The organism is Synechococcus sp. Tobar12-5m-g (assembly GCF_024345415.1).
GTDB lineage: Bacteria > Cyanobacteriota > Cyanobacteriia > PCC-6307 > Cyanobiaceae > Regnicoccus.
In genome coordinates this window covers 1-20408 of record NZ_JAGQBB010000001.1, presented here as the reverse complement: position 1 = coordinate 20408, position 20408 = coordinate 1, and the positions used below count along the sequence as shown (strand labels likewise).

23 protein-coding genes, 1 pseudogene and 1 riboswitch are annotated in these 20408 nt (G+C 67.0%); of the genes and pseudogenes, 10 read left to right on the top strand and 14 right to left on the bottom strand.

Annotation, left to right across the window (positions count from 1 at the left end):
• Nucleotides 1-33 precede the first annotated feature (33 nt).
• Nucleotides 34-609 (top strand): recombination mediator RecR, encoded by a 576-nt coding sequence (gene recR / locus KBY66_RS00120; RefSeq protein WP_399224608.1) that lies wholly within the window; start codon nt 34-36, stop codon nt 607-609.
• Nucleotides 610-632: 23 nt separating this feature from the next.
• The gene (gene lipA, locus KBY66_RS00115; RefSeq protein WP_255087050.1) at nt 633-1583 is read left to right on the top strand and encodes a lipoyl synthase; all 951 of its coding nucleotides are present in this window, start codon (nt 633-635) and stop codon (nt 1581-1583) included.
• A 614-nt stretch (nt 1584-2197) separates the two neighbouring features.
• Here the strand turns inward: lipA and KBY66_RS00110 are convergent.
• Nucleotides 2198-2485, bottom strand: coding sequence for a Nif11-like leader peptide family natural product precursor (locus tag KBY66_RS00110; protein WP_255087049.1), 288 nt, complete (start codon nt 2483-2485; stop codon nt 2198-2200).
• Between the two features lie 504 nt (nt 2486-2989).
• Nucleotides 2990-3139, bottom strand: coding sequence for a hypothetical protein (locus KBY66_RS00105; RefSeq protein ID WP_255087048.1), 150 nt, complete (start codon nt 3137-3139; stop codon nt 2990-2992).
• Nucleotides 3140-3785: 646 nt separating this feature from the next.
• Between KBY66_RS00105 and KBY66_RS15660 the strand changes: the two genes are divergently transcribed.
• Together KBY66_RS15660 and KBY66_RS00095 are read left to right on the top strand one after the other, a co-directional pair.
• Entirely contained in the window at nt 3786-4208 is a 423-nt protein-coding gene (locus KBY66_RS15660; protein ID WP_315855461.1) for a prepilin-type N-terminal cleavage/methylation domain-containing protein, read from the top strand.
• Nucleotides 4209-5027: 819 nt separating this feature from the next.
• Nucleotides 5028-5285, top strand: a complete 258-nt coding sequence (locus tag KBY66_RS00095; RefSeq protein ID WP_255087047.1) for a hypothetical protein — start codon at nt 5028-5030, stop codon at nt 5283-5285.
• A 34-nt stretch (nt 5286-5319) separates the two neighbouring features.
• Here the strand turns inward: KBY66_RS00095 and KBY66_RS00090 are convergent, their stop codons facing one another.
• Nucleotides 5320-5655 carry an ATP-binding protein gene (locus tag KBY66_RS00090; RefSeq protein WP_255087046.1) on the bottom strand — a complete coding sequence of 112 codons (336 nt, stop codon included), beginning with the start codon at nt 5653-5655 and terminating at the stop codon, nt 5320-5322.
• A 284-nt stretch (nt 5656-5939) separates the two neighbouring features.
• On the opposite strand from KBY66_RS00090, the gene KBY66_RS00085 reads away from it, so the two are divergent.
• Nucleotides 5940-6095, top strand: coding sequence for a Fic/DOC family N-terminal domain-containing protein (locus KBY66_RS00085; RefSeq protein ID WP_255087045.1), 156 nt, complete (start codon nt 5940-5942; stop codon nt 6093-6095).
• Between the two features lie 223 nt (nt 6096-6318).
• Here the strand turns inward: KBY66_RS00085 and cax are convergent.
• Both cax and KBY66_RS00075 read right to left on the bottom strand, forming a co-directional pair.
• Nucleotides 6319-7380 (bottom strand): annotated as a pseudogene (gene cax, locus KBY66_RS00080) (calcium/proton exchanger); the annotation flags it as partial.
• A gap of 62 nt (nt 7381-7442) precedes the next feature.
• On the bottom strand, nt 7443-7760 hold the full coding sequence (locus KBY66_RS00075) for a hypothetical protein (RefSeq protein ID WP_255087044.1): 318 nt from the start codon (nt 7758-7760) through the stop codon (nt 7443-7445).
• Between the two features lie 147 nt (nt 7761-7907).
• Here KBY66_RS00075 and KBY66_RS00070 point away from each other — a divergent pair, with 147 nt between their 5' ends.
• A complete protein-coding gene (locus KBY66_RS00070; RefSeq protein ID WP_255087043.1) occupies nt 7908-8510 on the top strand; it encodes a peroxiredoxin in 603 nt (200 codons plus the stop codon).
• Between the two features lie 2 nt (nt 8511-8512).
• Here KBY66_RS00070 and purQ read toward each other — a convergent pair whose 3' ends face one another.
• On the bottom strand, nt 8513-9166 hold the full coding sequence (purQ, locus tag KBY66_RS00065; protein WP_255087042.1) for a phosphoribosylformylglycinamidine synthase subunit PurQ: 654 nt from the start codon (nt 9164-9166) through the stop codon (nt 8513-8515).
• Entirely contained in the window at nt 9163-9435 is a 273-nt protein-coding gene (gene purS / locus KBY66_RS00060) for a phosphoribosylformylglycinamidine synthase subunit PurS (protein WP_255087041.1), read from the bottom strand. Before purS ends, purQ begins: the two co-directional genes overlap by 4 nt.
• Nucleotides 9436-9532: 97 nt before the next feature.
• Between purS and KBY66_RS00055 the strand changes: the two genes are divergently transcribed.
• Complete coding sequence (locus KBY66_RS00055; protein WP_255087040.1) at nt 9533-9943, top strand: hypothetical protein; 411 nt, start codon at nt 9533-9535, stop codon at nt 9941-9943.
• Here KBY66_RS00055 and cobW read toward each other — a convergent pair.
• The 3 genes from cobW to KBY66_RS00040 form a co-directional block, all read right to left on the bottom strand.
• A complete protein-coding gene (cobW, locus tag KBY66_RS00050) occupies nt 9925-11040 on the bottom strand; it encodes a cobalamin biosynthesis protein CobW (RefSeq protein WP_255087039.1) in 1116 nt (371 codons plus the stop codon). The genes KBY66_RS00055 and cobW overlap by 19 nt on opposite strands.
• A 2-nt stretch (nt 11041-11042) precedes the next feature.
• Nucleotides 11043-11645 (bottom strand): HupE/UreJ family protein, encoded by a 603-nt coding sequence (locus KBY66_RS00045; RefSeq protein ID WP_255087038.1) that lies wholly within the window; start codon nt 11643-11645, stop codon nt 11043-11045.
• A 22-nt stretch (nt 11646-11667) separates the two neighbouring features.
• Nucleotides 11668-11829: riboswitch (cobalamin riboswitch) on the bottom strand.
• Nucleotides 11823-12389, bottom strand: coding sequence for a pentapeptide repeat-containing protein (locus tag KBY66_RS00040; RefSeq protein ID WP_410000993.1), 567 nt, complete (start codon nt 12387-12389; stop codon nt 11823-11825). Its footprint overlaps the riboswitch before it by 7 nt.
• 34 nt (nt 12390-12423) lie before the next feature.
• On the opposite strand from KBY66_RS00040, the gene upp reads away from it, so the two are divergent.
• Genes upp through glmU form a run of 3 tightly spaced genes read left to right on the top strand, consistent with a single transcriptional unit; the run spans nt 12424 to nt 15897 of the window.
• Nucleotides 12424-13089, top strand: a complete 666-nt coding sequence (upp, locus tag KBY66_RS00035) for a uracil phosphoribosyltransferase (protein ID WP_255087036.1) — start codon at nt 12424-12426, stop codon at nt 13087-13089.
• Nucleotides 13090-13115: 26 nt separating this feature from the next.
• Nucleotides 13116-14453 (top strand): 3-phosphoshikimate 1-carboxyvinyltransferase, encoded by a 1338-nt coding sequence (aroA, locus tag KBY66_RS00030; protein WP_255087035.1) that lies wholly within the window; start codon nt 13116-13118, stop codon nt 14451-14453.
• 49 nt (nt 14454-14502) lie between these two features.
• Nucleotides 14503-15897 (top strand): bifunctional UDP-N-acetylglucosamine diphosphorylase/glucosamine-1-phosphate N-acetyltransferase GlmU, encoded by a 1395-nt coding sequence (glmU, locus tag KBY66_RS00025; RefSeq protein WP_255087034.1) that lies wholly within the window; start codon nt 14503-14505, stop codon nt 15895-15897.
• Here glmU and murF read toward each other — a convergent pair.
• The 4 genes from murF to KBY66_RS00005 form a co-directional block, all read right to left on the bottom strand.
• Nucleotides 15824-17227, bottom strand: coding sequence for a UDP-N-acetylmuramoyl-tripeptide--D-alanyl-D-alanine ligase (murF, locus tag KBY66_RS00020; RefSeq protein WP_255087033.1), 1404 nt, complete (start codon nt 17225-17227; stop codon nt 15824-15826). The two genes, glmU and murF, sit on opposite strands and share 74 nt — an antisense overlap.
• Before the next feature lie 4 nt (nt 17228-17231).
• A complete protein-coding gene (locus KBY66_RS00015; RefSeq protein ID WP_255087422.1) occupies nt 17232-17933 on the bottom strand; it encodes a hypothetical protein in 702 nt (233 codons plus the stop codon).
• Between the two features lie 12 nt (nt 17934-17945).
• Nucleotides 17946-19457 carry a glycogen synthase GlgA gene (gene glgA / locus KBY66_RS00010; RefSeq protein ID WP_255087032.1) on the bottom strand — a complete coding sequence of 504 codons (1512 nt, stop codon included), beginning with the start codon at nt 19455-19457 and terminating at the stop codon, nt 17946-17948.
• Nucleotides 19458-19538: 81 nt separating this feature from the next.
• A complete protein-coding gene (locus KBY66_RS00005) occupies nt 19539-20165 on the bottom strand; it encodes a L,D-transpeptidase family protein (RefSeq protein WP_255087031.1) in 627 nt (208 codons plus the stop codon).
• Nucleotides 20166-20408: the final 243 nt, after the last annotated feature.

Here is a 20408-nt window from a genome sequence, read left to right as displayed (position 1 = left end):
TCCCTGAGCGGCTTCACCCGGCCCCTGGCCCGCCTGATCGACCAGTTCGAGCGGCTGCCCGGCATCGGGCCGCGCACCGCCCAGCGGCTGGCCCTCCATCTGCTGCGCCAGCCGGAGGAGCAGATCCGCAGCTTCGCCGACGCCCTGCTGGCGGCCCGCAGCCAGGTGGGCCAGTGCCGCCGCTGTTTTCACCTATCGGCTGAGCCGCTCTGCGAGATCTGCCTCAATACCGAACGCCAGAATGGCCAGCTCTGTGTGGTGGCCGATTCCCGCGACCTGCTGGCCCTGGAGCGCACCCGCGAATACAAGGGGTCGTATCACGTGCTGGGCGGGCTGATTTCGCCGATGGACGGGGTAGGGCCGGAGCTGCTGCATGTGCAGCCCCTGGTGGAGCGGGTGGACCGGGAGGGCATCACCGAAGTGATCCTAGCGCTGACCCCCAGCGTGGAGGGCGACACCACCAGCCTGTACCTGGCAAGGCTGCTGCGGCCGTTCTCGCCGGTCAGCCGCATCGCCTACGGACTGCCGGTGGGCAGCGAGCTGGAGTACGCCGACGAGGTCACCCTGGCCCGGGCCCTTGAGGGTCGTCGGAGCATGGACGAGCGATGAGCGGATCAGCCATGGCAGGACCAATGGACTCACGCATCGGCAAGCCAGGATCCCAGCCGCCAGGGCGCGCCACCAGCCGCTACAGCGCCATCGCCCCCACCGAGCGCCTGCCGGAGTGGCTGCGGCGGCCGGTGGGGAACGCCTCGGAGCTGGAGGCGGTCCAAGGGGTGGTGAAGCAGCAGCGGCTGCACACGATCTGCGAGGAGGGCCGCTGCCCCAACCGCGGCGAGTGCTACGCGGCCGGCACCGCCACCTTTCTGCTGGGGGGGCCGATCTGCACCCGCAGCTGCGCCTTCTGTCAGGTGGAGAAGGGCCAGGCGCCGGTGCCCTTCGATGCCGATGAGGCCGAGCGGGTGGCCGAAGCGGTGCAGGCGCTCGGGCTTCGCTACGTGGTGCTCACCGCCGTCGCCCGCGACGACCTGGCCGACCACGGTGCCGGTCTGTTCACCGGCACGATGGCGGCGATCCGAGACCGCAACCCCCTGGTCGCCATCGAGGTGCTTACGCCTGATTTCTGGGGTGGCCACCACAGCGAAGCCGAGGGCGTGGCAGCCCAACGGCAGCGGCTGCTGGCCGTGCTGGCGGCAAAGCCAGTGTGCTTCAACCACAACCTCGAAACGGTGCGGCGCCTCCAGGGGGAGGTGCGCCGCGGGGCCACCTACGCCCGCTCGCTCGGCCTGCTGGCCGCCGCCCGCCAGCTGGCACCCGCCATCCCGACCAAATCAGGCCTGATGCTCGGCCTTGGCGAAACGCCCGGGGAGGTGATCGAGGCCCTGGAGGATCTTCGGGAGGCCGGCTGCCAGCGGGTCACCCTGGGGCAATATCTGCGCCCCTCGCTGGCCCACCTGCCAGTGCACCGTTACTGGGAGCCGGCGGAATTCGAACGGCTCGCCGAGGCGGCTCAGCGGATGGGCTTCACCCAGGTGCGCAGCGGCCCACTCGTGCGCAGCAGTTACCACGCCGGGGAGGACTGAGGCCATTGCTGGTGATGGTTCAGCGCCAGCAGGTCCGGCCGAAGCAAAGAGGGCCCTGGCGCAGGGACTGGGTTTTCAGGGCGGGGGTGAAGTGATTCAGCCCAAGGTTGGCGCCAGGAGGAATCCTTGGGTGGCGATGGGGCGATGAGCCATGTTCTGGATGGGTTGGAGCCGCTGAAAATCTGCGCTCCAGGATGCCGGCCTTGACCAGCGGGCTGATCAATTGCTCTTGGCTGACCGATTGAATGAAAAGGCCCGCATTTCAGCTGCATAATGAGGGCAGAATTTGCCTTAGCCAAGGCGGGAAGTTGATACGACTTGGATTGGAGCTATTCTGAAACAGCATCGATGTGCCCTAGCCTTTGCATGGGCTTGCAGCTTGATCAGAATGGGCGAGCCACGTCGAGTTGTTTCGTTTGACCAAGACCCTAAGGCTCGGGACATGGCTCTGAGATTCGATGGTTCTCTGCCTATCCAAGACCAGCCGGATCGTGACAACTGTGGCACATTGTGGACATCGCTAGGCATGGACTAGTCACGCTTCTGGGGACGAACCTAGTGATTGCAAGCCTTCCGAGCGGACTTTAAATCCGCGGGCCGCAAGGCTGTGGGGTTCAAGTTCCCCTGCCCCCATCGGCGACGCCCTCAAAGAACTTGCGTCGAAGCTCGGACGTTTGGTTGTCCCAAGGCCAATAGGGAGCTGACAGCTGACCTGAAACGCGCCGAAGCATGGGGATGGAAAGGTCGATGCCGATGGACTTGGCAATCTCGACGATCTCTTGGGGATTCGACGCGGCATGGACCTGCTTGGCAAGCTCGGGAGTCCTTCGCAGAACCTTTGAGAAAGCATAGACAGACTCAATCGTCTGATTGGTCTCGTCCTGTTGGGTGGACTTGTCCATGTTCAGAATATCGATAGGGGATCTGATGGGAAACACCAAACCGATAGATGTCGATTGATGATGTGGAATTGAGGGATCACTGGTTTCTCAACTCCAGCAGAGTGCAAGCCGAGCAAGGTTTCGTTGGAGTGAAGTTAAATATCGCTTTTGCTGATGGTGCACTCAGGAGAAAACATAGAGAAGAAGTGTGCATCTCTTGGCGTATCTCCATTTCAATAAGCCGAAAATGTTTCCGAGCCCCAAACCGTTTTATCTTATGTCAAGTTCTGACTAAGGCAAGCGTGGGGGGGGGGGGGGCATTCCCAATGTTTCCAAATGGCCATCAAGAAGGGCCATCAAGGTTTCCTGGACCTGTAAGCACTGTGCCGAGTCTCCGGCCGTGTCTCGCCAGCCCAGCAGCCGCAGCAGGACCTTGATGTCGTTCGAGAGGGTGGCGAGGGCCTCAGCGATGGACCAGAACCCATCCAGCCGCAGCGCATTCAACTGCTGCGCAGAAGGCAAGGCCTACGCCATGCTCCTGAGCGTGGCCAGGATCTGAACGTCGTTCTCCTCGCGGTAGCGATGGGCGTCTTCCCGCAACTGGGTATCGCGGGGCCCGTGACAGGAGTTTTCGTAGCCGCCAGGCTTCCTCGAAGCGGTACGACCAGCGGTCACGAATGTGCTGCCGCAAGGCCTTGGCGTTGCTGCGCAAACTCGAGTCTTAGTAACGGGTCTCGTCGGTTGGCTTGCCGACGCGGCTGCCCTTGCAGCGCACCGCCATCGCTGAGCGACAGGGCTCCAGCGCCGAATTCGGAGCGGAGCTGCTGGACCTGCAGCAGCAGCTGTTTGTCCAGTGGCACCACCACCCTGCGGCAACAGGACCGCGATGTCTGGGAGTTTCTGGAGCAGGCCTGGATCGCCCACCACCGCGGCGGTGTGATGCCATGACTGCTGCCGGATCCCTGAGTTCAGCAGCAAGGGCAGCACTGTTTCTTTGCCCGCTCAGCGTTGAGCGCTCAGGGGTGCATACGCGCGGCGGCGCATCCCGACCCTGAATGGTGACGTGAATCAAAACCAAACCATTGGTGAGAGAGAACTGAGATGTTGATGGATTCAGCATGGGCAGGGGCGTAAAAAGCATTTTGAACAGGTGTAGAGCGAATGAATCGCGCGGTGCCAACAGGTTCAGAACGCTTGCTGAGCAAGGGGCTTAGCCCTTTCTTCAGGCATCGATCAGCACCGCTCCAGTGGTCCACGAAGCAGGCGGCTGAGCACATTTGAGTCATAAGCTAGAAACGCTTTTCTCTTTTGGGACATCACCATGAACACCAAGACTCAGCTTGAACTGCTCCACAAACTGGGGGAACGCAAGGCCATGACCAGAGGCTTCACCCTGGTGGAGCTGATGATCGTTGTGGCCATCGTCGGCATTCTTTCTGCAGTGGCGCTACCCCTCTATTTGCAGGCTCGCAACGCCGCTGAGGCTGGAGCCCGGGTTGGAGAAGCCCTTGGCCTCGGCAAGGAGTGCGCCACATTTGTTGCATCCGGTGGCATCGGTGTCGCACCGACCAGCGCCGGCAACTCTGTGGTTACTTGTCCAAGTAATGCTGCTGGCACCGTGGTTGCCACATTCACCGCCGGTGCATCTGGAATCCGATGCCTCACCGATACCTCCACAACAGCCAGCAATAAAGTCACCGTGGGTATTGCAGCCACTGGAGCACTGTCCTGCGCCTTTAGCTGAATCCATATCTGCATCTCAATAACTGTCAATCCAAGGCAAGTGAGACTCGAGCCATTCCCTAGGCCGAGCTTGCCTTATTTATGCAACTTATCTGTATCTCCTAAAAGGCACTTTCGAGATTCCTGGCAAAATCTGCTCCATCGAATAGCGGACCCTCAAGCCCCTCCTTCTGAAAGGCTGTTTTATGGCTGTGATGGTAGAGATATTCCTTTCCATGCATACAGATGCTCGCAGCAAACTGCTGTGGCATTTCGGCTAACCAATTCTTGATTGCCTAGGAAGCTCAGTCGTGGTGCCGCAGCCAACATCAGCACTGGAGCGATCTCCAGTTCTCTATCAGCATTGCGGAAATCCAATCATGATCATTGCCAGCAGGCTCCTCCTGGATGAGCATCGATCGTGCTGACCATAGCGAATGCCGGAGATCCTATCAATAGGCCAATAGCATGCTGGCATCGACTTTAGACTTGATGCACTACAATCAGCAACAGGATGAGCAGGCGGTGCTTTGCTGTGGGCGTACACTGTCTGCAGATCCGTAGCAACAGCTTGGAGCAGCTCAGCCAGCCGTTCTCTCTGGCAAAAAGTCTGAATCAGGGCTGACGACTGGGCGGATGTATCTACCATAGAGAGCGTGTCAAACGCGCAGCCGGGCTTGTCCAATACCGGATAGATCGTGGCTAGGCACGATCTATCCGGTGTTCGTTCGTACGTCTGGTTCTTCCGGGGAATCCGCTTGTCGTGATGTTCTTACTGAACACATGGCAGGTGGGTCCATCCACCAGAATGGTGTTTCGTTTTTCTTTCACTCCTTTTCCCATGCCCATCTGGCTCACCCTGGTGCTGGTTTCCGCCTCGGTGATGTTGTGGTGCCTCGGCACGGCCAATGGCGACGACGTGATCGGCCTGCTGGAGCACATTCTGGCGGTTGCTGCCATGGCCGTGGCGCTGCTGGCTGGGCATCTGTTAGTGCTCGAGCTGGCCGGCCTTGGCCTCGCCGTCTGGCTGCCCCGGGCGCGCAAGGGGCAGGCGCCGCCGCCGGTCCCCCATCGCGGGGATGTGCTGATGCCGTTATGACCTCCTAACTTGGCAAAGCTGCCAAGTTAGGAGGTCAGTTTTTGCAAGAGGTCGGCCACTGCCGATCCTTTTTCCATGACTGCAGGCAGTGCTTGGCCTCGATCTGCTGCTGATCAAACCCGTCAAGGCCCTTCTGCCAGGGCAGGTGGGCATCGCGCAGCAGCCGTTGGCGCCGTGCCACCAGACGGTGGTCACACTCCTGCTCGCAGAGGGCATGGAGGAACTGGCAGGGGCTCCAGCCCTCCGTCTCAGCCTGCTGAGCGAGCGGCTGCCAGTGGCTGCGAAAGCGAGCGAGTTTGAGCTGTTTGAGCAGCAGCGGCAGCGCCGCTTCCACAGCTGCTGAGCGGGGCACCAGGGAGGAGGCTGTCATAGGAGGCCAGCAGGTGTCGGGGAATGACGGGATCAGTCAGAGCGCTGCGGCTAGGCGGTATGCGGAAGCGCTGCTGTAGGCCAGAGAGGGCCAGGTTTTGGCGGTTATGGGCCTGCTCGAGGAAGGCGAGCACCAGCTCAAACGGGGCCACGTACAAGGCCTCGACCATGGGCCGCGCTGCCGCATCACGGTCGCCGCTGCCCAGCAGGTGCTGCCAGACGTCCCACCAGCGCTGGTCGGGAAACAGCTGGCGTTGGTAGCGGCAATGCAGCAGGGCCTTGGGCTTGGCCGAGCTCAAAGGCCGGGCAGCGTCGATCCCGAATCAAGCCATCCTGATCGACACCCTGGCTTTGCAGGAGGCCAAGGACAGCTCAGAAACCAAGAACATCGTCACCACCCAGGACGAGCTGTTCAAGGTGGCACTGCATCCGCAAGCATGAATCTCAGGGCCAGCCAAGAATGTGGCCCGGTACCGCGACGCCCTCAAGCCCTGTCACGGACGGGGGGGGACGGATCCGCCAGGCTTTCCCAAACCATGTCAGACGCGATCCCACCACGATCCATCAGGCGCTGTGGCGAATCGGTCGGCATTGCAGCACGGTGAGCCGAGCCGATCACGATGGCGGCTTTTACTACAGTTGAAGGCTTTGCAGCCCAGCCTGCCTGGAAATAGAACCCTGTCGCCACGATCAGGTAGGCGGCCAGCAGCAACACCCCTTCGAGCCAGTCTGAGCGGCCGTCGAGGGTCACCCAGGTTGCTGATCATCACCGCGGTGATCACCGCCACCAGCTCGTAGACGTCGAAGCTCAGATCGAGGGGATGGCCGAGCAGGGGACCGATCAGCACCAGCACCGGCACCACCAGCAGGGTGGAGCCGAGCACCACCGATACCGCCAGATCCATCTTGTCCTTCCGGGCCAGCGACACGGCGGTGATGTACTCGGCGGTGCCCCCCAGCAGGGGCAACAGCACCACGCCGGTGAACAGGGCCGAGAGACCGAAGCCCTCGGTCACCGTCTCGACCACCCCGACGAACAGTTCCGACTCGTAGGCGAGGGCCGCCGTGGCCGCCAGCAACACGAGCAGCCAGGGGAGCGCGGCGGGCCTCTGGCCGGGATGGGCCTCCGTCTGCTCGGCCAGGTCCGCCTCTGCCACCTCGTAGAGGGAGCAGTGGGTGCGCAGCGAGAACAGCAGGGTGAGCCCGTAGACCAGCAGCAGCACCCAGGCGACGAAGGTGGAGAACCCCTGGGTGATGGCCGCCGTGCGGCCGGCCGATAGAACCGACGCGCTCGGAATCAGGATTGCCAGCAGGGCCAGGGTCATGGCAGATCCGTTGACCCGGGCCACCACGGGCTGGAATGCCTGTTCACGGCGGCCGACACCACCGGCCAGCATCGACAGCCCCAGGGCCAGCAGCAGGTTGGCCATCACCGTGCCGGTGATGCTGGCCTTGACGATGTCCACCAGCCCGGCCCGCAGGGCCACGACCGCGATGATCAGTTCGGTGGCATTGCTGAACACGGCGTTCAGCAGGGCGCCGACCGAGGGGCCCAGCGACAGTGACAGCTCTTCGGTGGCGGTGCTCAGCCAGATGGCGACCGGCAGGATCGCGATGGCCGAGGTGATGAACACGGCCAGATCTCCCCAGGCGAGCCGATCGGCCGCCACGGAGATCGGCTCGCCTGGGCCAGCAGGCCGATCGAAGCGGTCTTGCGGAAGGTCATGGCTGGCTGGGGGTGAGGTCAGGCTTGGGCGGGTTGGGCCGATGGACCTCAGCGCAGCTCGATCAGCGCATCTCGATGGCGTTCAGCCGGTCCCGGAAGCTCATCGACGAGCCTTCGCCGCCGTTGTCGAGGGCTTGGCTGAACCCGGCCGAGGCGGCCGCAGGTGCTCCATAACCACCGGAGCGACGCGATCGGCTGTAGCCCATTGGCTGGGGACGCAACTGGATTGGACCGGTGCCGGCTCCGTCGCGGCCATCGTCTTGAAGGGCGCCCTTCTGGCGGGGAAGGGGATGGGCCTTGATCTCACTGCGCAACTGGTTGAGCAGGCGGAAATGGCCCGTGGCGTTGAACTTGCGAAGCAGGGCCGGATCCCAGGGCATTGATGGGGTCAGTTTTCTATCGAGCCTTGAGCCTAGGACCCGGACTTCAGGCCGGAATCCGTGATAACTTGTGATCAGCTGTAAGTGGAAGTCGGTCCGAGTTCGGCTTTCTCTCCCCAGCTGTCCCCCTTCCCCACTCGCAACGCTATGACCGTCAGCGCTTCCCTTCGCGTTGGTCAGCAGGCCCCGGACTTCACCGCCACCGCCGTGGTCGATCAGGAATTCAAGGAGGTGACCCTCTCCCAGTACCGCGGCAAGTTCGTGGTGCTGTTCTTCTACCCCCTGGATTTCACCTTCGTCTGCCCGACGGAAATCACCGCCTTCAGCGACCGCTACGCCGATTTCAGCAGCCTCAACACCGAAATCCTCGGCGTTTCGGTCGACAGCCAGTTCAGCCACCTGGCCTGGATCCAGACCGACCGCAACCAGGGCGGCCTCGGTGACATCGCCTACCCCCTGGTGGCCGATCTCAAGAAAACGATCGCCGCCGATTACAACGTGCTTGACCCGGAGGCAGGCGTCGCCCTCCGTGGCCTGTTCATCATCGATCCCGAGGGCATCGTGCAGCACGCCACGATCAACAACCTCTCGGTGGGCCGCAACGTCGATGAAACCCTGCGGGTTCTGCAGGCCTTCCAGTACACCCTGGCCCACCCCGATGAGGTGTGCCCCGCCAACTGGACGCCGGGCGAGCAGACCATGAAGCCTGATCCGGTCGGCAGCAAGGAGTTCTTCTCCGCCCTCGGCTGAGATCAGCCGAGCAGGCTGGCCAGCAGCCGGCGGCCATCGAGGCCGCCGGTGAGCGGGTCACAGGCCCGCTCGGGATGGGGCATCAGCCCCAGCACGTTGCCGGTGGGGTTGCTGAGTCCGGCCACATCGCCCACCGAGCCGTTCGGGTTGCGCCGGTAACGCAAGGCCACCAGCCCCTCCTGTTCGAGGCGGTGGAGCGTGACGTCATCCACCTGGTAGCGCCCTTCACCATGGGCGATCGGCAGGCTGATCGTTTCCCCGGCCCCGTAGCCGCCTAGCCAGCGGCAGGTGCCTGGCTGCACCGTCAGTTCAGCCGGCTCGCAGAGAAAGTGAAGGTGGCGGTTGCGGGTGAGGGCTCCAGGCAGCAGGCCCAGTTCGGTGAGCACCTGGAATCCGTTGCAGATGCCCAGCACCGGCCCGCCCCGCGCAGCGAAGGCCACCACCTCCTCCAGCAACGGCGAGAAGCGGGCCAGGGCCCCGCAGCGCAGGTAATCCCCGTAGCTGAAGCCTCCCGGCAACACCACGGCGTCAACACCGGCCAGATCCCGCTCCTCATGCCAGAGAAAGCGGGTGGGGATGCCCAGGCAGCCTTCGGCGGCCCATTTCACGTCCCGGTCGCAGTTCGAGCCGGGGAAGACGGCCACACCGATCGTCATGGCGCCGTGGAGGTGGCGGGGTCCAACATCTCCAGGGTCCAGTTTTCGATCACCGGATTGGCGAGCAGCCGTTCGCTGAGCAGCTCCAGCCTGGAGCGCGCCGCGTCCGCATCCGGGGCCTCGATCTCCAGCTCGATGGCCTTGCCGATCCGCAGGCTGGCGAGCCCTTCCACCCCCAGCCGTTTGGCAGCGGCCATGCTTGCCTCGCCGGCGGGATCGAGCACCGAGGGCCTCAGGCGAACCAGGACGCGGGCGTGGAAGCGGGGCACGGGCGGTGCGTCGCGGTTGTTAAATCTTGCCAGCCCGGCCAGCCGCACCGGAGTCGCCGGAGCAGCTTGAAGAGGTGGGAGAGCGGGGGTTCCGGCGATGGTTCGGGCAGCGCGGCAGGCAGTGGTTCGCTCAGGTGCCCCGGAAGCCGCTCGGGAATGGCTGTGGCGTGCCGGCAACGCGCTGCTCATCGGTCTGATGGTTGGCGTCAGCGGCGGCGGCGGTGTTGGTGTCGGCGTGGCGGTGGCCCAGGTGCAACGGATCCCCTTGCGCTGCCGCTTTGCTCCGGGGCCCTGGCAGGCCTGCGTGATGCGGATCGAGGCGGTGGGGCAGCGCTGGAGCCTGGAGCTGCCGGGCCAGCAGATCGATTTCCGCCATGATGGCACCGGCAAGGTGGAAATGCAGCGGCCGCCCTCCGGTCGCTGGAGCCCCGTCCCCAGCCGCTGGACCGAGGAGCAGGCCCTTTGCTGGGGTGAGGTCTGCGCCCTGGGTCAGTTCCCCCTCGACTGAGCCACCGTTTGAGCCACCCCGGTTTGTACCGCCAGCGTGGATCCCAGGGCGGCCTCCAGCTCGGCCCGGTCCAGCCTCATCCCCAGGGCCACCAGCTCAAGGCCAGCTGCGGCTGGCCGGGCCCCGCCACCGACCTGCTCTGGTTGGGCCTCATACCAGCAATCCAGCCGTAGGCCCACCGCCTGGATCTGCAGCGGCCGGCTCTTGCCGGGTTGTTGCAACCAGCCCTTGAGCCGCAGGATGGCCTGCCGCTCGATCTGCTCGCGCAGCACGGCCTCCAGCCGGCTCCGATCGAAGTCGCCCTCCAGCCGCACCGCCACCGACTGCATGGGCACATGGCTGTGGTCATGGCTGTGGTCGTGGTCGTCGGTGGGGTTGCCATCCCCGCCAGGGCCCTCGGAGCGTTGCAGGCCGAGCAGCAGGTCGGGGGAGATGCGGCCCTGCTCGATGGGCAGCAGCTGGGTGCCCGGCCGGCAGGCCCGCTCGATGCGCCCGCGCACCACCTCCCACTGGCCGGCGTCGAGCCGGTCGGCCCGGCTGACCAGCACCAGATCGGCCGCTTCAAGCTGCTCGTCGAAGAGCTCCTCAAGGTCATCGAAGTGGTCGAGGCTGGGGTCGGCGGCCCGTTGGCGCTCCAGGGAAGCGGGATCGCCCACCACGCTTCCCTGGGCCACCGCTTCGCCATCGACCACCGCCACCACCCCATGGACGCGGGTGCGGCTGCGGATCTCGGGCCAGGCGAAGGCCTGCACGAGCGGTTCGGGCAGGGCCAGGCCGCTGGTTTCCACCACGATCCCATCGAGCCGATCCGCAGCGGCCAGCAGGGTCTGCATGGTCGGCAGGAAGTCGTCCTGGACGGTGCAGCAGAGGCAGCCGTTGGCCAGCTCCACCAAGCGGCCCTCGAGCTCCTCCTCGGGGCAGAAGCCGCAATCGCGCAGCAGGGCGCCATCGATGCCCACCTCACCGAACTCATTGACGATCACAGCCAGCCGCCGCCCGCTGTGGAGGAGCAGGTGACGCAGCAGGGTGGTCTTGCCGGCGCCCAGAAAGCCGGTCACCACGGTGACCGGCAGGCGCCGCTGGGTTGCAGGGGCCATGGTCAGGGCACCAGGGTGGTCCAGGCGAACGTGGCGCCGATGCCGATCAGGATGCCCGCCACCAACTTCACACCGCTGGAGCTGAGCCGGCTGGCCCAGGGGCGAACCAGGGTGATGGCGGCCAGGAGCAGGGTTGCCTGGCTGATCAGCAAGCCGAGCAGGTAGAAGCCGATCGCGGTGGACTCCCAGCCGATCACCGCGTCGCTGAGCACGTAGCCATGCAGGGCGATCGCCGGCAGCAGCACCCAGCGGGGCCAGCGGCCGATCACCACCAGGCCCAGGGCCACCAGGGAGAGCGCCACCAGCAGCTCAGCCCCCGGCAGGTTGGGGAGCAGCAGGCCAGCGCCACTGGCGCCGAGCCCGACGGCCAGCAGACCGAGCAGCCAGCGGCTGGGTTGTTGCAGGCCGACCAGCCCCAGCGAAAGCAAGAACAGCAGATGGTCGGGGCCGAGAAGGGGGTGGCCCAGGCCACTGAGGAAGCCGCCGAGGGGGCCGGCCTTGATGTGGAACAGTCCCATCAGGTGATGTGCCTCCGCCGGAGCGGCCAGCAGGGGCACAAGCAGCAGGGCCAGGGCCGCCGCCGTGAGCCGAAACAGAAAAATCATTGGGGGAGACCGGTCCGCGCCGGGTTTGGAGGGGGCATCCGGCGGGTGTTCTGACTGGATCCAGAGGTCGGTTTGCACCGGGGCCGGATCTTCACAGCTGCGGGACAGCGCCGGATTCACACCGGACTTTCCCCCTTTCTTCCCCGGACTGCTCCCCCGGGGAACCGGGCCGTGAATCTACCGGCAACCGAGGCTCTCGGCCGTGGCGGTCCCGGTGCTGGGGTTCACACCGCTGGCCCGCACACAGAGGGCCCGTTGTTGCGAAAGGTCAAGCACCGCTTCGCTGAAGTCGGCCCCCTCGATCACCGCATCGGTGAAGCGGCTCTGCATCAGCATGGCGTTGCGCAACACCGCGCCGCTCAGGTCGGCGCGATCGAAGCGGGTGGCGAAGGCCACCACGTCTTCGAGGTTGGCGCCCTGGAGGTTGGTTTCGCGCAGGTCGCTGGAGTTGAACACGGCGCCGCGCAGGTCGGCACCGCTGAGATCGAAGCCCTGCATCGGGGCCTTGAGGAACTCCTGCTGCTTGAGATCAAGGCCGTGCATGTCGGGCTGGAGATCCTGCAGGGCCCGCTGGCCGCGCAGCTCCGGCGCCATGATCGCCCAGGCGGCCGGAGGCTGCGGTGCCACCAGGGCGACCGCCGTGACGGCCAGGGCCAGGGCGGCGAGCCCCAACAGCCGCCCCAGGGCGGCGAGGCCGCGTTTGAGAGGGGAGAACACAGGCACAGCCGTAGCTTGGGCCTTCAAGTTATGGCAGGGCCAGGCCCGGGCGCGTTTCAGCATGAGCATGTCGCTGCGGGTGGTGGTGCCGCCCCATCCCCTGATCGCCCACTGGCTCACGGTGCTGCGGGATCAGGCCACCCCGCCGGCCCTGTTCGCCAGCGCCATGGCCGAGCTGGGCCGCTGGCTCACCTACGAGGCCGTGCGCGACTGGCTGCCGCACCGGCCGGTCACGGTGCAGACCCCCCTGGCCCCCTGCGAGGGAACGGTGGTGGATGGGGACGTGCCCCTGCTGGCGGTGCCGATCCTGCGGGCGGGCCTGGGCCTGTGGCAGGGCGCCCAGAGCGTGCTGCCCACCGCCCGGGTGGCCCACCTGGGCCTGCGGCGCGATGAAGCCACCGGCCTGGCCGATTGCTACCTCGACACCCTGCCAGCCACGATCGGCGCCCAGGTGGGTGTGCTGGTGTTCGATCCGATGCTGGCGACGGCGGGCAGCCTGATCCAGGTGCTGGAGCGGCTGGAGCAGCGGGGCGTGGGCGGCGACCGCCTGCGGGTGATCACCGCCCTGGCGGCCAGCCCCGGCCTGCAGCGCCTCGCTGAACGGTTCCCCCAGCTCACCGTGTACACCGCCTGCATCGACGCCGACCTGGATGGGGCCTTCCGGATCGTGCCAGGCCTCGGCGATGCGGGCGACCGCCTGTTCGGCTCGGAGCGACCCGAGATTTAGGCTCCCACCACTTCCGAGCCGCATCCATGGCCGTTGCAGCCAGCAGCGCTCTCCCCAAGCCGCGCCGTCTGGGAAGCAACGGTTTGCGCAGCCTGCGGGGCACTGTGCGGGTTCCCGGCGACAAGTCAATCTCCCACCGGGCCCTGCTGTTCGGCGCCATCGCCATCGGCGCCACCGAGATCGACGGCCTGCTGCCGGCTGAGGATCCGCTCAGCACCGCCGCCTGCCTGCGGGCGATGGGGGTGGCCGTGAGCCCGATCGAAGCGGGTCTGCCTGTGCGGGTGCAGGGGGTGGGCCTCGATGGGCTCAGGGAGCCTGACGCCGTGCTGGATTGCGGCAACTCCGGCACCACCATGCGGCTGCTGCTGGGCCTACTGGCCGGCCGCAGCGGCCGTCACTTCGTGCTCAGCGGCGACGGGTCCCTGCGGCGGCGGCCGATGGGGCGGGTGGGCCAGCCCCTGGCGGCGATGGGGGCCAGGGTCCACGGGCGCGCCGGGGGCACCCTGGCCCCCCTGGCGATCGAAGGCCATCCGCTGCACGGCACCGTGATCGGCACGCCGATCGCCTCGGCCCAGGTGAAATCGGCGATCCTGCTGGCCGCCCTCACCGCCAGCGGCCCCACCACCGTGATCGAGCCGGCCCGCTCCCGCGACCACAGCGAGCGGATGCTCAGGGCCTTCGGCGCCGACCTCAGCATCGGTGATGATCTCAGCCGCCAGGTGACCGTCCATCCCGGAGCGGTGCTGCGGGGCCAGCAGGTGGTGGTGCCCGGCGACATCAGTTCGGCGGCCTTCTGGCTGGTGGCCGGCGCGATCACCCCCGGCGCCGAGCTCACCCTTGAGAACGTGGGGCTCAATCCCACCCGCACCGGCATCCTGGAGGTGCTGGAGCAGATGGGGGCCCGGATCGAGCGGTTCAACTTGCATGAGGTGGCGGGGGAGCCGGTGGGGGATCTGCGGGTCTGGCATGGCCCCCTGCAGCCGTTCGAGATCGGCGGGGAGCTGATTCCCCGCCTGGTCGATGAGATCCCCGTGCTGGCGGTGGCAGCCTGCTGCGCCGAGGGGGTGAGCCGGGTTCGCGATGCGGCGGAGCTGCGGGTCAAGGAGACGGACCGGCTGGCGGTGATGGCCCGCCAGCTCCAGGCGATGGGGGCCCGCCTCCAGGAAACCCCCGACGGCCTCACGATCGAAGGCGGCACCAGCCTGCGGGGCGCCTTGGTCGACAGCGAGACCGACCACCGGGTGGCGATGAGCCTGGCGGTGGCGGCCCAGATCGCCACTGGCAGCACCGAGCTGCATGGCAGCGAGGCGGCGGCGGTGTCCTACCCGGGCTTCTGGACCGACCTGGAGCGCCTCCAGGCCTGAGCCAGAAAATGGGCTGCCGGTAGATTCCGCCCAGATCGCCCTGCCTGCCATGCTCGCCGTTGCCGTTCTGGCCGCCGGAAAGGGCACCCGGATGAAGAGTGAGCGGCCCAAGGTGCTGCAGGAGCTCGCCGGTGCCACCCTGCTGGAGCGGGTGCTCGACTGCTGCGAGAGCTTGGAGCCGGATCGCCGCCTGCTGATCCTCGGTCACCAGGCCGGCCGCGTCGAAGCCTCCCTGGCGGGGCGAGCGGGCCTTGAGTTCGTGCTGCAGCAACCCCAGAACGGCACCGGCCATGCCGTCCAGCAGCTGCTCGGACCCCTGCGGGGCTTCAGCGGCGATCTGCTGGTGCTGAACGGCGATGTGCCCCTGCTGCGTCCGGACACCCTGGCCGGCTTGCTGGGCCAGCATCGCCGCAGCGGCGCGGCCGTCACCCTGCTCACGGCGCGGCTGGAGGATCCCAGCGGCTACGGCCGGGTGTTCAGCGATGGGGAGGGGCAGGTGAGCGCCATCGTCGAACACCGCGACTGCAACGACGCCCAGCGCGCCAACGACCTGATCAACGGCGGCATCTATGCCTTCCACTGGCCCCGGCTGGAGGCGGTGCTGCCCCAGCTTGAAGCCAACAACGACCAGGGCGAGCTCTACCTCACCGACACCGTGGCCCTGCTCCATCCCGCCCAGCATGTGGAGGTGGGGGATTGCGCCGAGATCTTCGGCATCAACGACCGCCTCCAGCTGGCCCAGTGCGAAGCGGTGCTGCAGGACCGCCTGCGCCGCCACTGGATGGCCGAGGGGGTGACCTTCCGGGATCCGGCCAGCTGCAGCCTCAGCGATGGCTGCCGCTTCGGCCGTGATGTGGTCGTCGAACCCCAGACCCACCTGCGCGGCGATTGCCGGATCGGCGATGGCTGCCGCATCGGCCCGGGCAGCCTGCTGGAGAACGTGAGCCTGGGCGCCGGCGTTGAGGTGCTTTTCTCGGTGCTGAGCGATGCCACGGTTGGGGAGGACTGCCGGATCGGCCCCTACGCCCAGCTCCGCAACGGCGCCCGCCTTGATCCCGGCTGCCGGATCGGCAATTTCGTGGAGATCAAGCAGAGCCACCTGGGGGCGGGTTGCAAGGCGAACCACCTCAGCTACATCGGCGATGCCGACCTCGGTGCCGCCGTGAACGTGGGCGCCGGCACGATCACCGCCAACTACGACGGCGTGCGCAAGCACCGCACCGTGATCGGCGCCGGCAGCAAGACCGGCGCCAACTCCGTGCTGGTGGCCCCGATCACCCTGGGCGCCAACGTGACCGTGGGGGCTGGCTCCACCCTCACCCGCAATGTGCCGGCCGGGGCCCTGGCCGTCAGCCGGGCACCCCAACGCATCAAGACCGACTGGCCAGGCCCGCCTCCAGCAGGGGAATCAACCGCTCCAGGGCCACGCCCCGGCTGGCCTTGAGCAGCAGTTGATCGTTGGGCCTCAGCCACTCCAGCAGCGGCTCCAGCGCCTGCTCGGGGGTGGCGACCCGCGCCAGCCGCGCCACGCCGACGGCCGCTTCGGCCATCGCCTCCCCTTCGGCGCCCCCATCCACGATCACCAGGCCGTCGAGGCCGAGGTCCGAGGCCAACGCGCCGATGCTTCGGTGCAGCTCCACGCTGTGATCACCCAGTTCCCGCATGGTGCCAAGCACGGCCAGGTGGCGGCCGGGCTGGCCGGCCAGCAGCCGCAGGGCGGCCGCCACCGCCTCTGGTGAGGCGTTGTAGGTCTCATCGAGCAGGGTGATGGCACCGAGCTGCAGGCGGCTGCTGCGCCCACCCGGCAGCTGGGGGCGCAGCTCCGCCAGGGCCGGGCCGTCAACGCCAAGATGGTCGGCGACCGCCAGGGCCAGCAGCAGGTTGCGGGCGTTGTGCTCCCCCTCCAGGGGCAGGCCGATGCGCTCGCCGTTGCAGAGCAGTGCTCCGCCTTGGAGCTGGCCCACCCAGTCGGCGGGGGGTAGGCCTGCTTCCTGGCGGTCGGTGGCCAGGGCCACCCGCCGCACCGGGCCGCTCCAGCCCCCCTTCAGGGTCTGCTCCAGCAGGGGATCACCGGCTGGAATCACCACCAGGCCATCGGGCCTGAGGGCGGAGGTGATCTCACATTTGGCTCGCGAGATCGCCTCCCGGCTGCCCAGCCGGCCGATGTGGGCCGTGCCGATGTTGGTGATCACCACCACGTCGGGTTCGGCGCAGCGGGAGAGCCGCTCGATTTCCCCCAGCCCCCGCATCCCCATCTCCACCACTAGGGCGCAGTGCGCCGCCGTGGCCCGCAGCAGGGTGGCGGGAACGCCGATGTCGTTGTTGTCGTTGCCGGTGCTGGCCAGCACCGGGCCAAGCGGTTCGAGGGCGGCGCGGATCAGCTCCCGCGTGGTGGTCTTGCCGGCCGAGCCGGTGACCGCCACCACCGGCACCGCCAAAGCGCGCCGCCATTGCCGGGCCAACTGCTGGTAGGCCAGCAGCGTGTCGTCGACCGCCCAGGCCGGCAGCCCTGGAGGGAGCGCCGCAAGTCGGCTGCGCTCGATCACGGCGGCCTGGGCACCCAGCCGCTGGGCCTGAGCCAGGAAATCGTGGCCATCGAAGCGCTCCCCCACCAGGGCCACGAACAGGTGCCCGGCGGCGAGGGCCCGGCTGTCGGTGCAGACGGGCCCGAGCGGCGCCTCCGGATCGAGCGCTTCGGTGGCGAGCTGGCCGGTTCCGAACTCTTCGGCCCCGATCGGTGGCCCCCACAGCGCCACCAGCTCGCCCAACCGCATGCCCTCAGCCCATCGTGGAACGTTCGAACATGATCATGCCCCCTCCCACCAGGGCGGATCGACCCAGCAGGCGTCCGCCCTGATCGACCAGCTCCAGGCTCCCGTAGCCGAGGCCGCTGGCCCGCTCCAGCCAGCTCTCCGCCCACTGGCTGCCCAGCGGGGGGGCAAGGGCGGCGAAGCGATCGCTGAGCTCCAGCTCCAGCAACGACCTGGCCGGCTGGGGCCGGGCGGCGGTGATCAGTCCATCGGGATCCTGCTCCGCCAGCAGTGCCATCAGCGGATCGAGCTGCAGCGGTGGCGGTTCGATCGCCAGGGGCGGAGCCTGAGCAGGTGGGACCATCGGCGCTGGGGGCACCGGCTCGGGAGGCCGTGGTTCGGCGCCCACAGGGTCGGGGCCCACAGGTTCGGCGCTGGGTTGGGCCACCGGCTGTGACACCATCGGCCGGCGCCACCCCGGCGGCGCCGTCGCGAGCGGCAGCAGCGCCAGGATCCCTGTCACCAGAAGCAGCACAAGGGGCCAGAACCAGGCCCTAAAGCGGCGGGGCCAGAAACCCGCCACCGGCAGGTCCCCTTCACCATTGCGGCGCCACAGCTCCTGGACCTTCAGCCGGAGGCTGGCCACCACCGCCCGAAGATCTCTGGCGAGCAGACCCCAGGGGTTGCGGTAGGGGGCAGGCAGGTCGCTGGGGTCAGGCGCGGGGGGCATGGCGGCCTGGGCTCAGGCGATGCCGCGGCGCAGCAACTGGGTGAGGCGCTGTTGGATCGGCGCCGCGGCCGGGACCTCGGGGGTTGAATCCGGCGAAGGGTTCGTGGCGACCGGTTCCGGTTCCTCCACCGCTGCCGGCGCGGGCGGTTCCTGGATGCCCCGCACATCCCGGTAGAGGGCGTCGTAGTCGAGGGCGGAGCGGTTCCAGCTGCTGTCGCGCCCCATGGCCCGCCGTTGCAACTCCCGCCAGCTTTCGGTGTGGCGCCACGCCTCCCAGGCCCGCACGATCGCGGTGTAGAAATCGATCGGCTCGTAGCGGTCGAAGCAGAAGCCGGTGCCGCTCTGTTGATCGGGCACGTGCGGTGGCACGGTGTCAACCAGCCCGCCCACCTTCCGTACCACGGGGATGCAGCCGTAACGCATCGCCAGCAGTTGGCTGATGCCGCAGGGCTCGAAGCGGCTGGGCATCAGGAAGGCGTCGGCGCCTCCGTAGATCAACCGGGCCAGAGCGTCGTCGTAGGTGAGGAAGACCGAGAAGCGGCCGGGGTGGCGGGAGGCCATCTGCCACAGGCCGGCTTCGTAGCTGCGATCCCCGGTTCCGAGCACGACGATCTGGCTGTTGGTGTAGGCCAGCACCCGCTCGGCCACCTGCAGCAGCAGGTCCACCCCCTTCTGATCCACCAGCCGGGACACCATCCCCATCACGAAGCTCTCTGGGGCGGTGTTCAGGCCCATGCGTTCCTGCAGCGCCTGCTTGTTGATCGCCCGGGGCGCGAGATCGACGGAACTGAACCGGGCCGGCAGGCTGACGTCGGTGGCCGGATCCCAGGCCACCGTGTCGATGCCGTTGAGGATGCCGCTGAGCTTGCCGCCGAAGAAGTTCAGCAGGTCATCGAGGCCTTCGCCGTACTCCGGGGTTCGAATCTCCCGGGCGTAGGTGGGAGAGACGGCATTGATCCGATCGGCATGGATCAGGGCCACCGCCATGGTGGTTTCCCCCTGCATATACCAGGGGCACCAGGTCATGCGCTCCAGCTTCCAGCGCCAGGGTCCCTGGTACTGGAGGTTGTGGATGGTGAAGACCGTGCTGATCTCCGGATCCTGGTGCATCCAGGCCGGCAGCATGCCGGTGTGCCAGTCGTGGCAGTGCAGCACCTCCGGCTTCCAGTGGTGCCAGCAGAATTCGGCCGTGGCGTTGGCGAAGAAGGTGAAGCGCCAATCCTCGTCGTCACCGCCGTAGATGCGGGCCGGGTTGAAGACGGGATGGCCGACCAGGTAGATCGTCAGGCCGTTGCCAGGATGGCTGGTTTCGTAGATGGCGAAATCCGTTCCCATCGCCCGGCCGCGCCAGACCGGCTCCTCGGGAATCGGCAGCAGGCCCCAGAGCTTGCCGTAACCCGGCAGGATCAGCCGCACGTCGTGGCCGAGGCCGGCCAGGGCGGGCGGCAGGGAGCCCACCACGTCCCCCATGCCGCCCACCTTCACCATCGGGGCGCACTCGGCGGCGGCAAACAGCACGCGCATGGGAGTTCGCTCGGATCGAGCGAACTCTACGGGTGATCAACCGGGGTCCCCGGTGATCGAAAGGGATGCTCCGGCCGTGGATCAGGGCACCACGGTGACCACGGTGCCGACCTGGACCAGGTCGTAGAGCTCCTGGACATTTTCCTCGAACAGCCTCACGCAGCCATGGGACACGGCCCTGCCGACGCTGCCCCGTTGGGGGGTGCCGTGGAAGCCGGACGTCACGCAGCCTTCCACCTTCAGGTGCTGCTGGCCGTTGAAGCCGCTGCGGCCCTTGCAGTCGCGCAGGAAGCCGATCCAGCGGCTGCCGAGCGGATTGGTGGGGCCAGCGGGCACCACCTCGCCGGTGGCGGGGTGCTTCCAGGCCGGATCGGTGCGCTTCTCGATCACCGCGAAGCGACCTACGGGGGTTTCCCAGCCCGGCATGCCCACCGCCACGGGGAAGCGGCGCAGTTCCCGCTCGTTCTCGAGCACCAGAAGTTGCCGTTTGCCGCGCAGCAGCACCAGCTTGCGGTCAGGCGGCGAGGGGGGTTGGAGGGAGGGCTGGAGGGCGGGTTGGGTGATCAGATCGCCCGATGGCCGCAGCACCGGACTGTCTCCGAGCCAGCCTTCCGCTGCCGCCGGTAGGGGGCTGACCAGGCCGCCGGTGGCGATGCAGCCAGCGAGCAGGAGGGGCGTCAGTCGATGCACGGTTGGATTCAGAACCATCAGGCGAAGGCACGCCGTTGATCACCTCACCGGCCGCACCAAGGCTGTTGGTGATATTTCTCCACCGTAGCGAAACTGCTAGGGAGACTCTGGAAAACCCCACCACCCTGCGCGAGAATGGCCGTGTGATCGCAGGCGTGAACAGGGTTCATGGGCATCAAGCAGCTCGGCTTTGGTGATTACGAGCAGTCCACGGCCAAAAAGCGGACCCGGCGAGACCGATTTCTGGCTGAGATGGAGGCG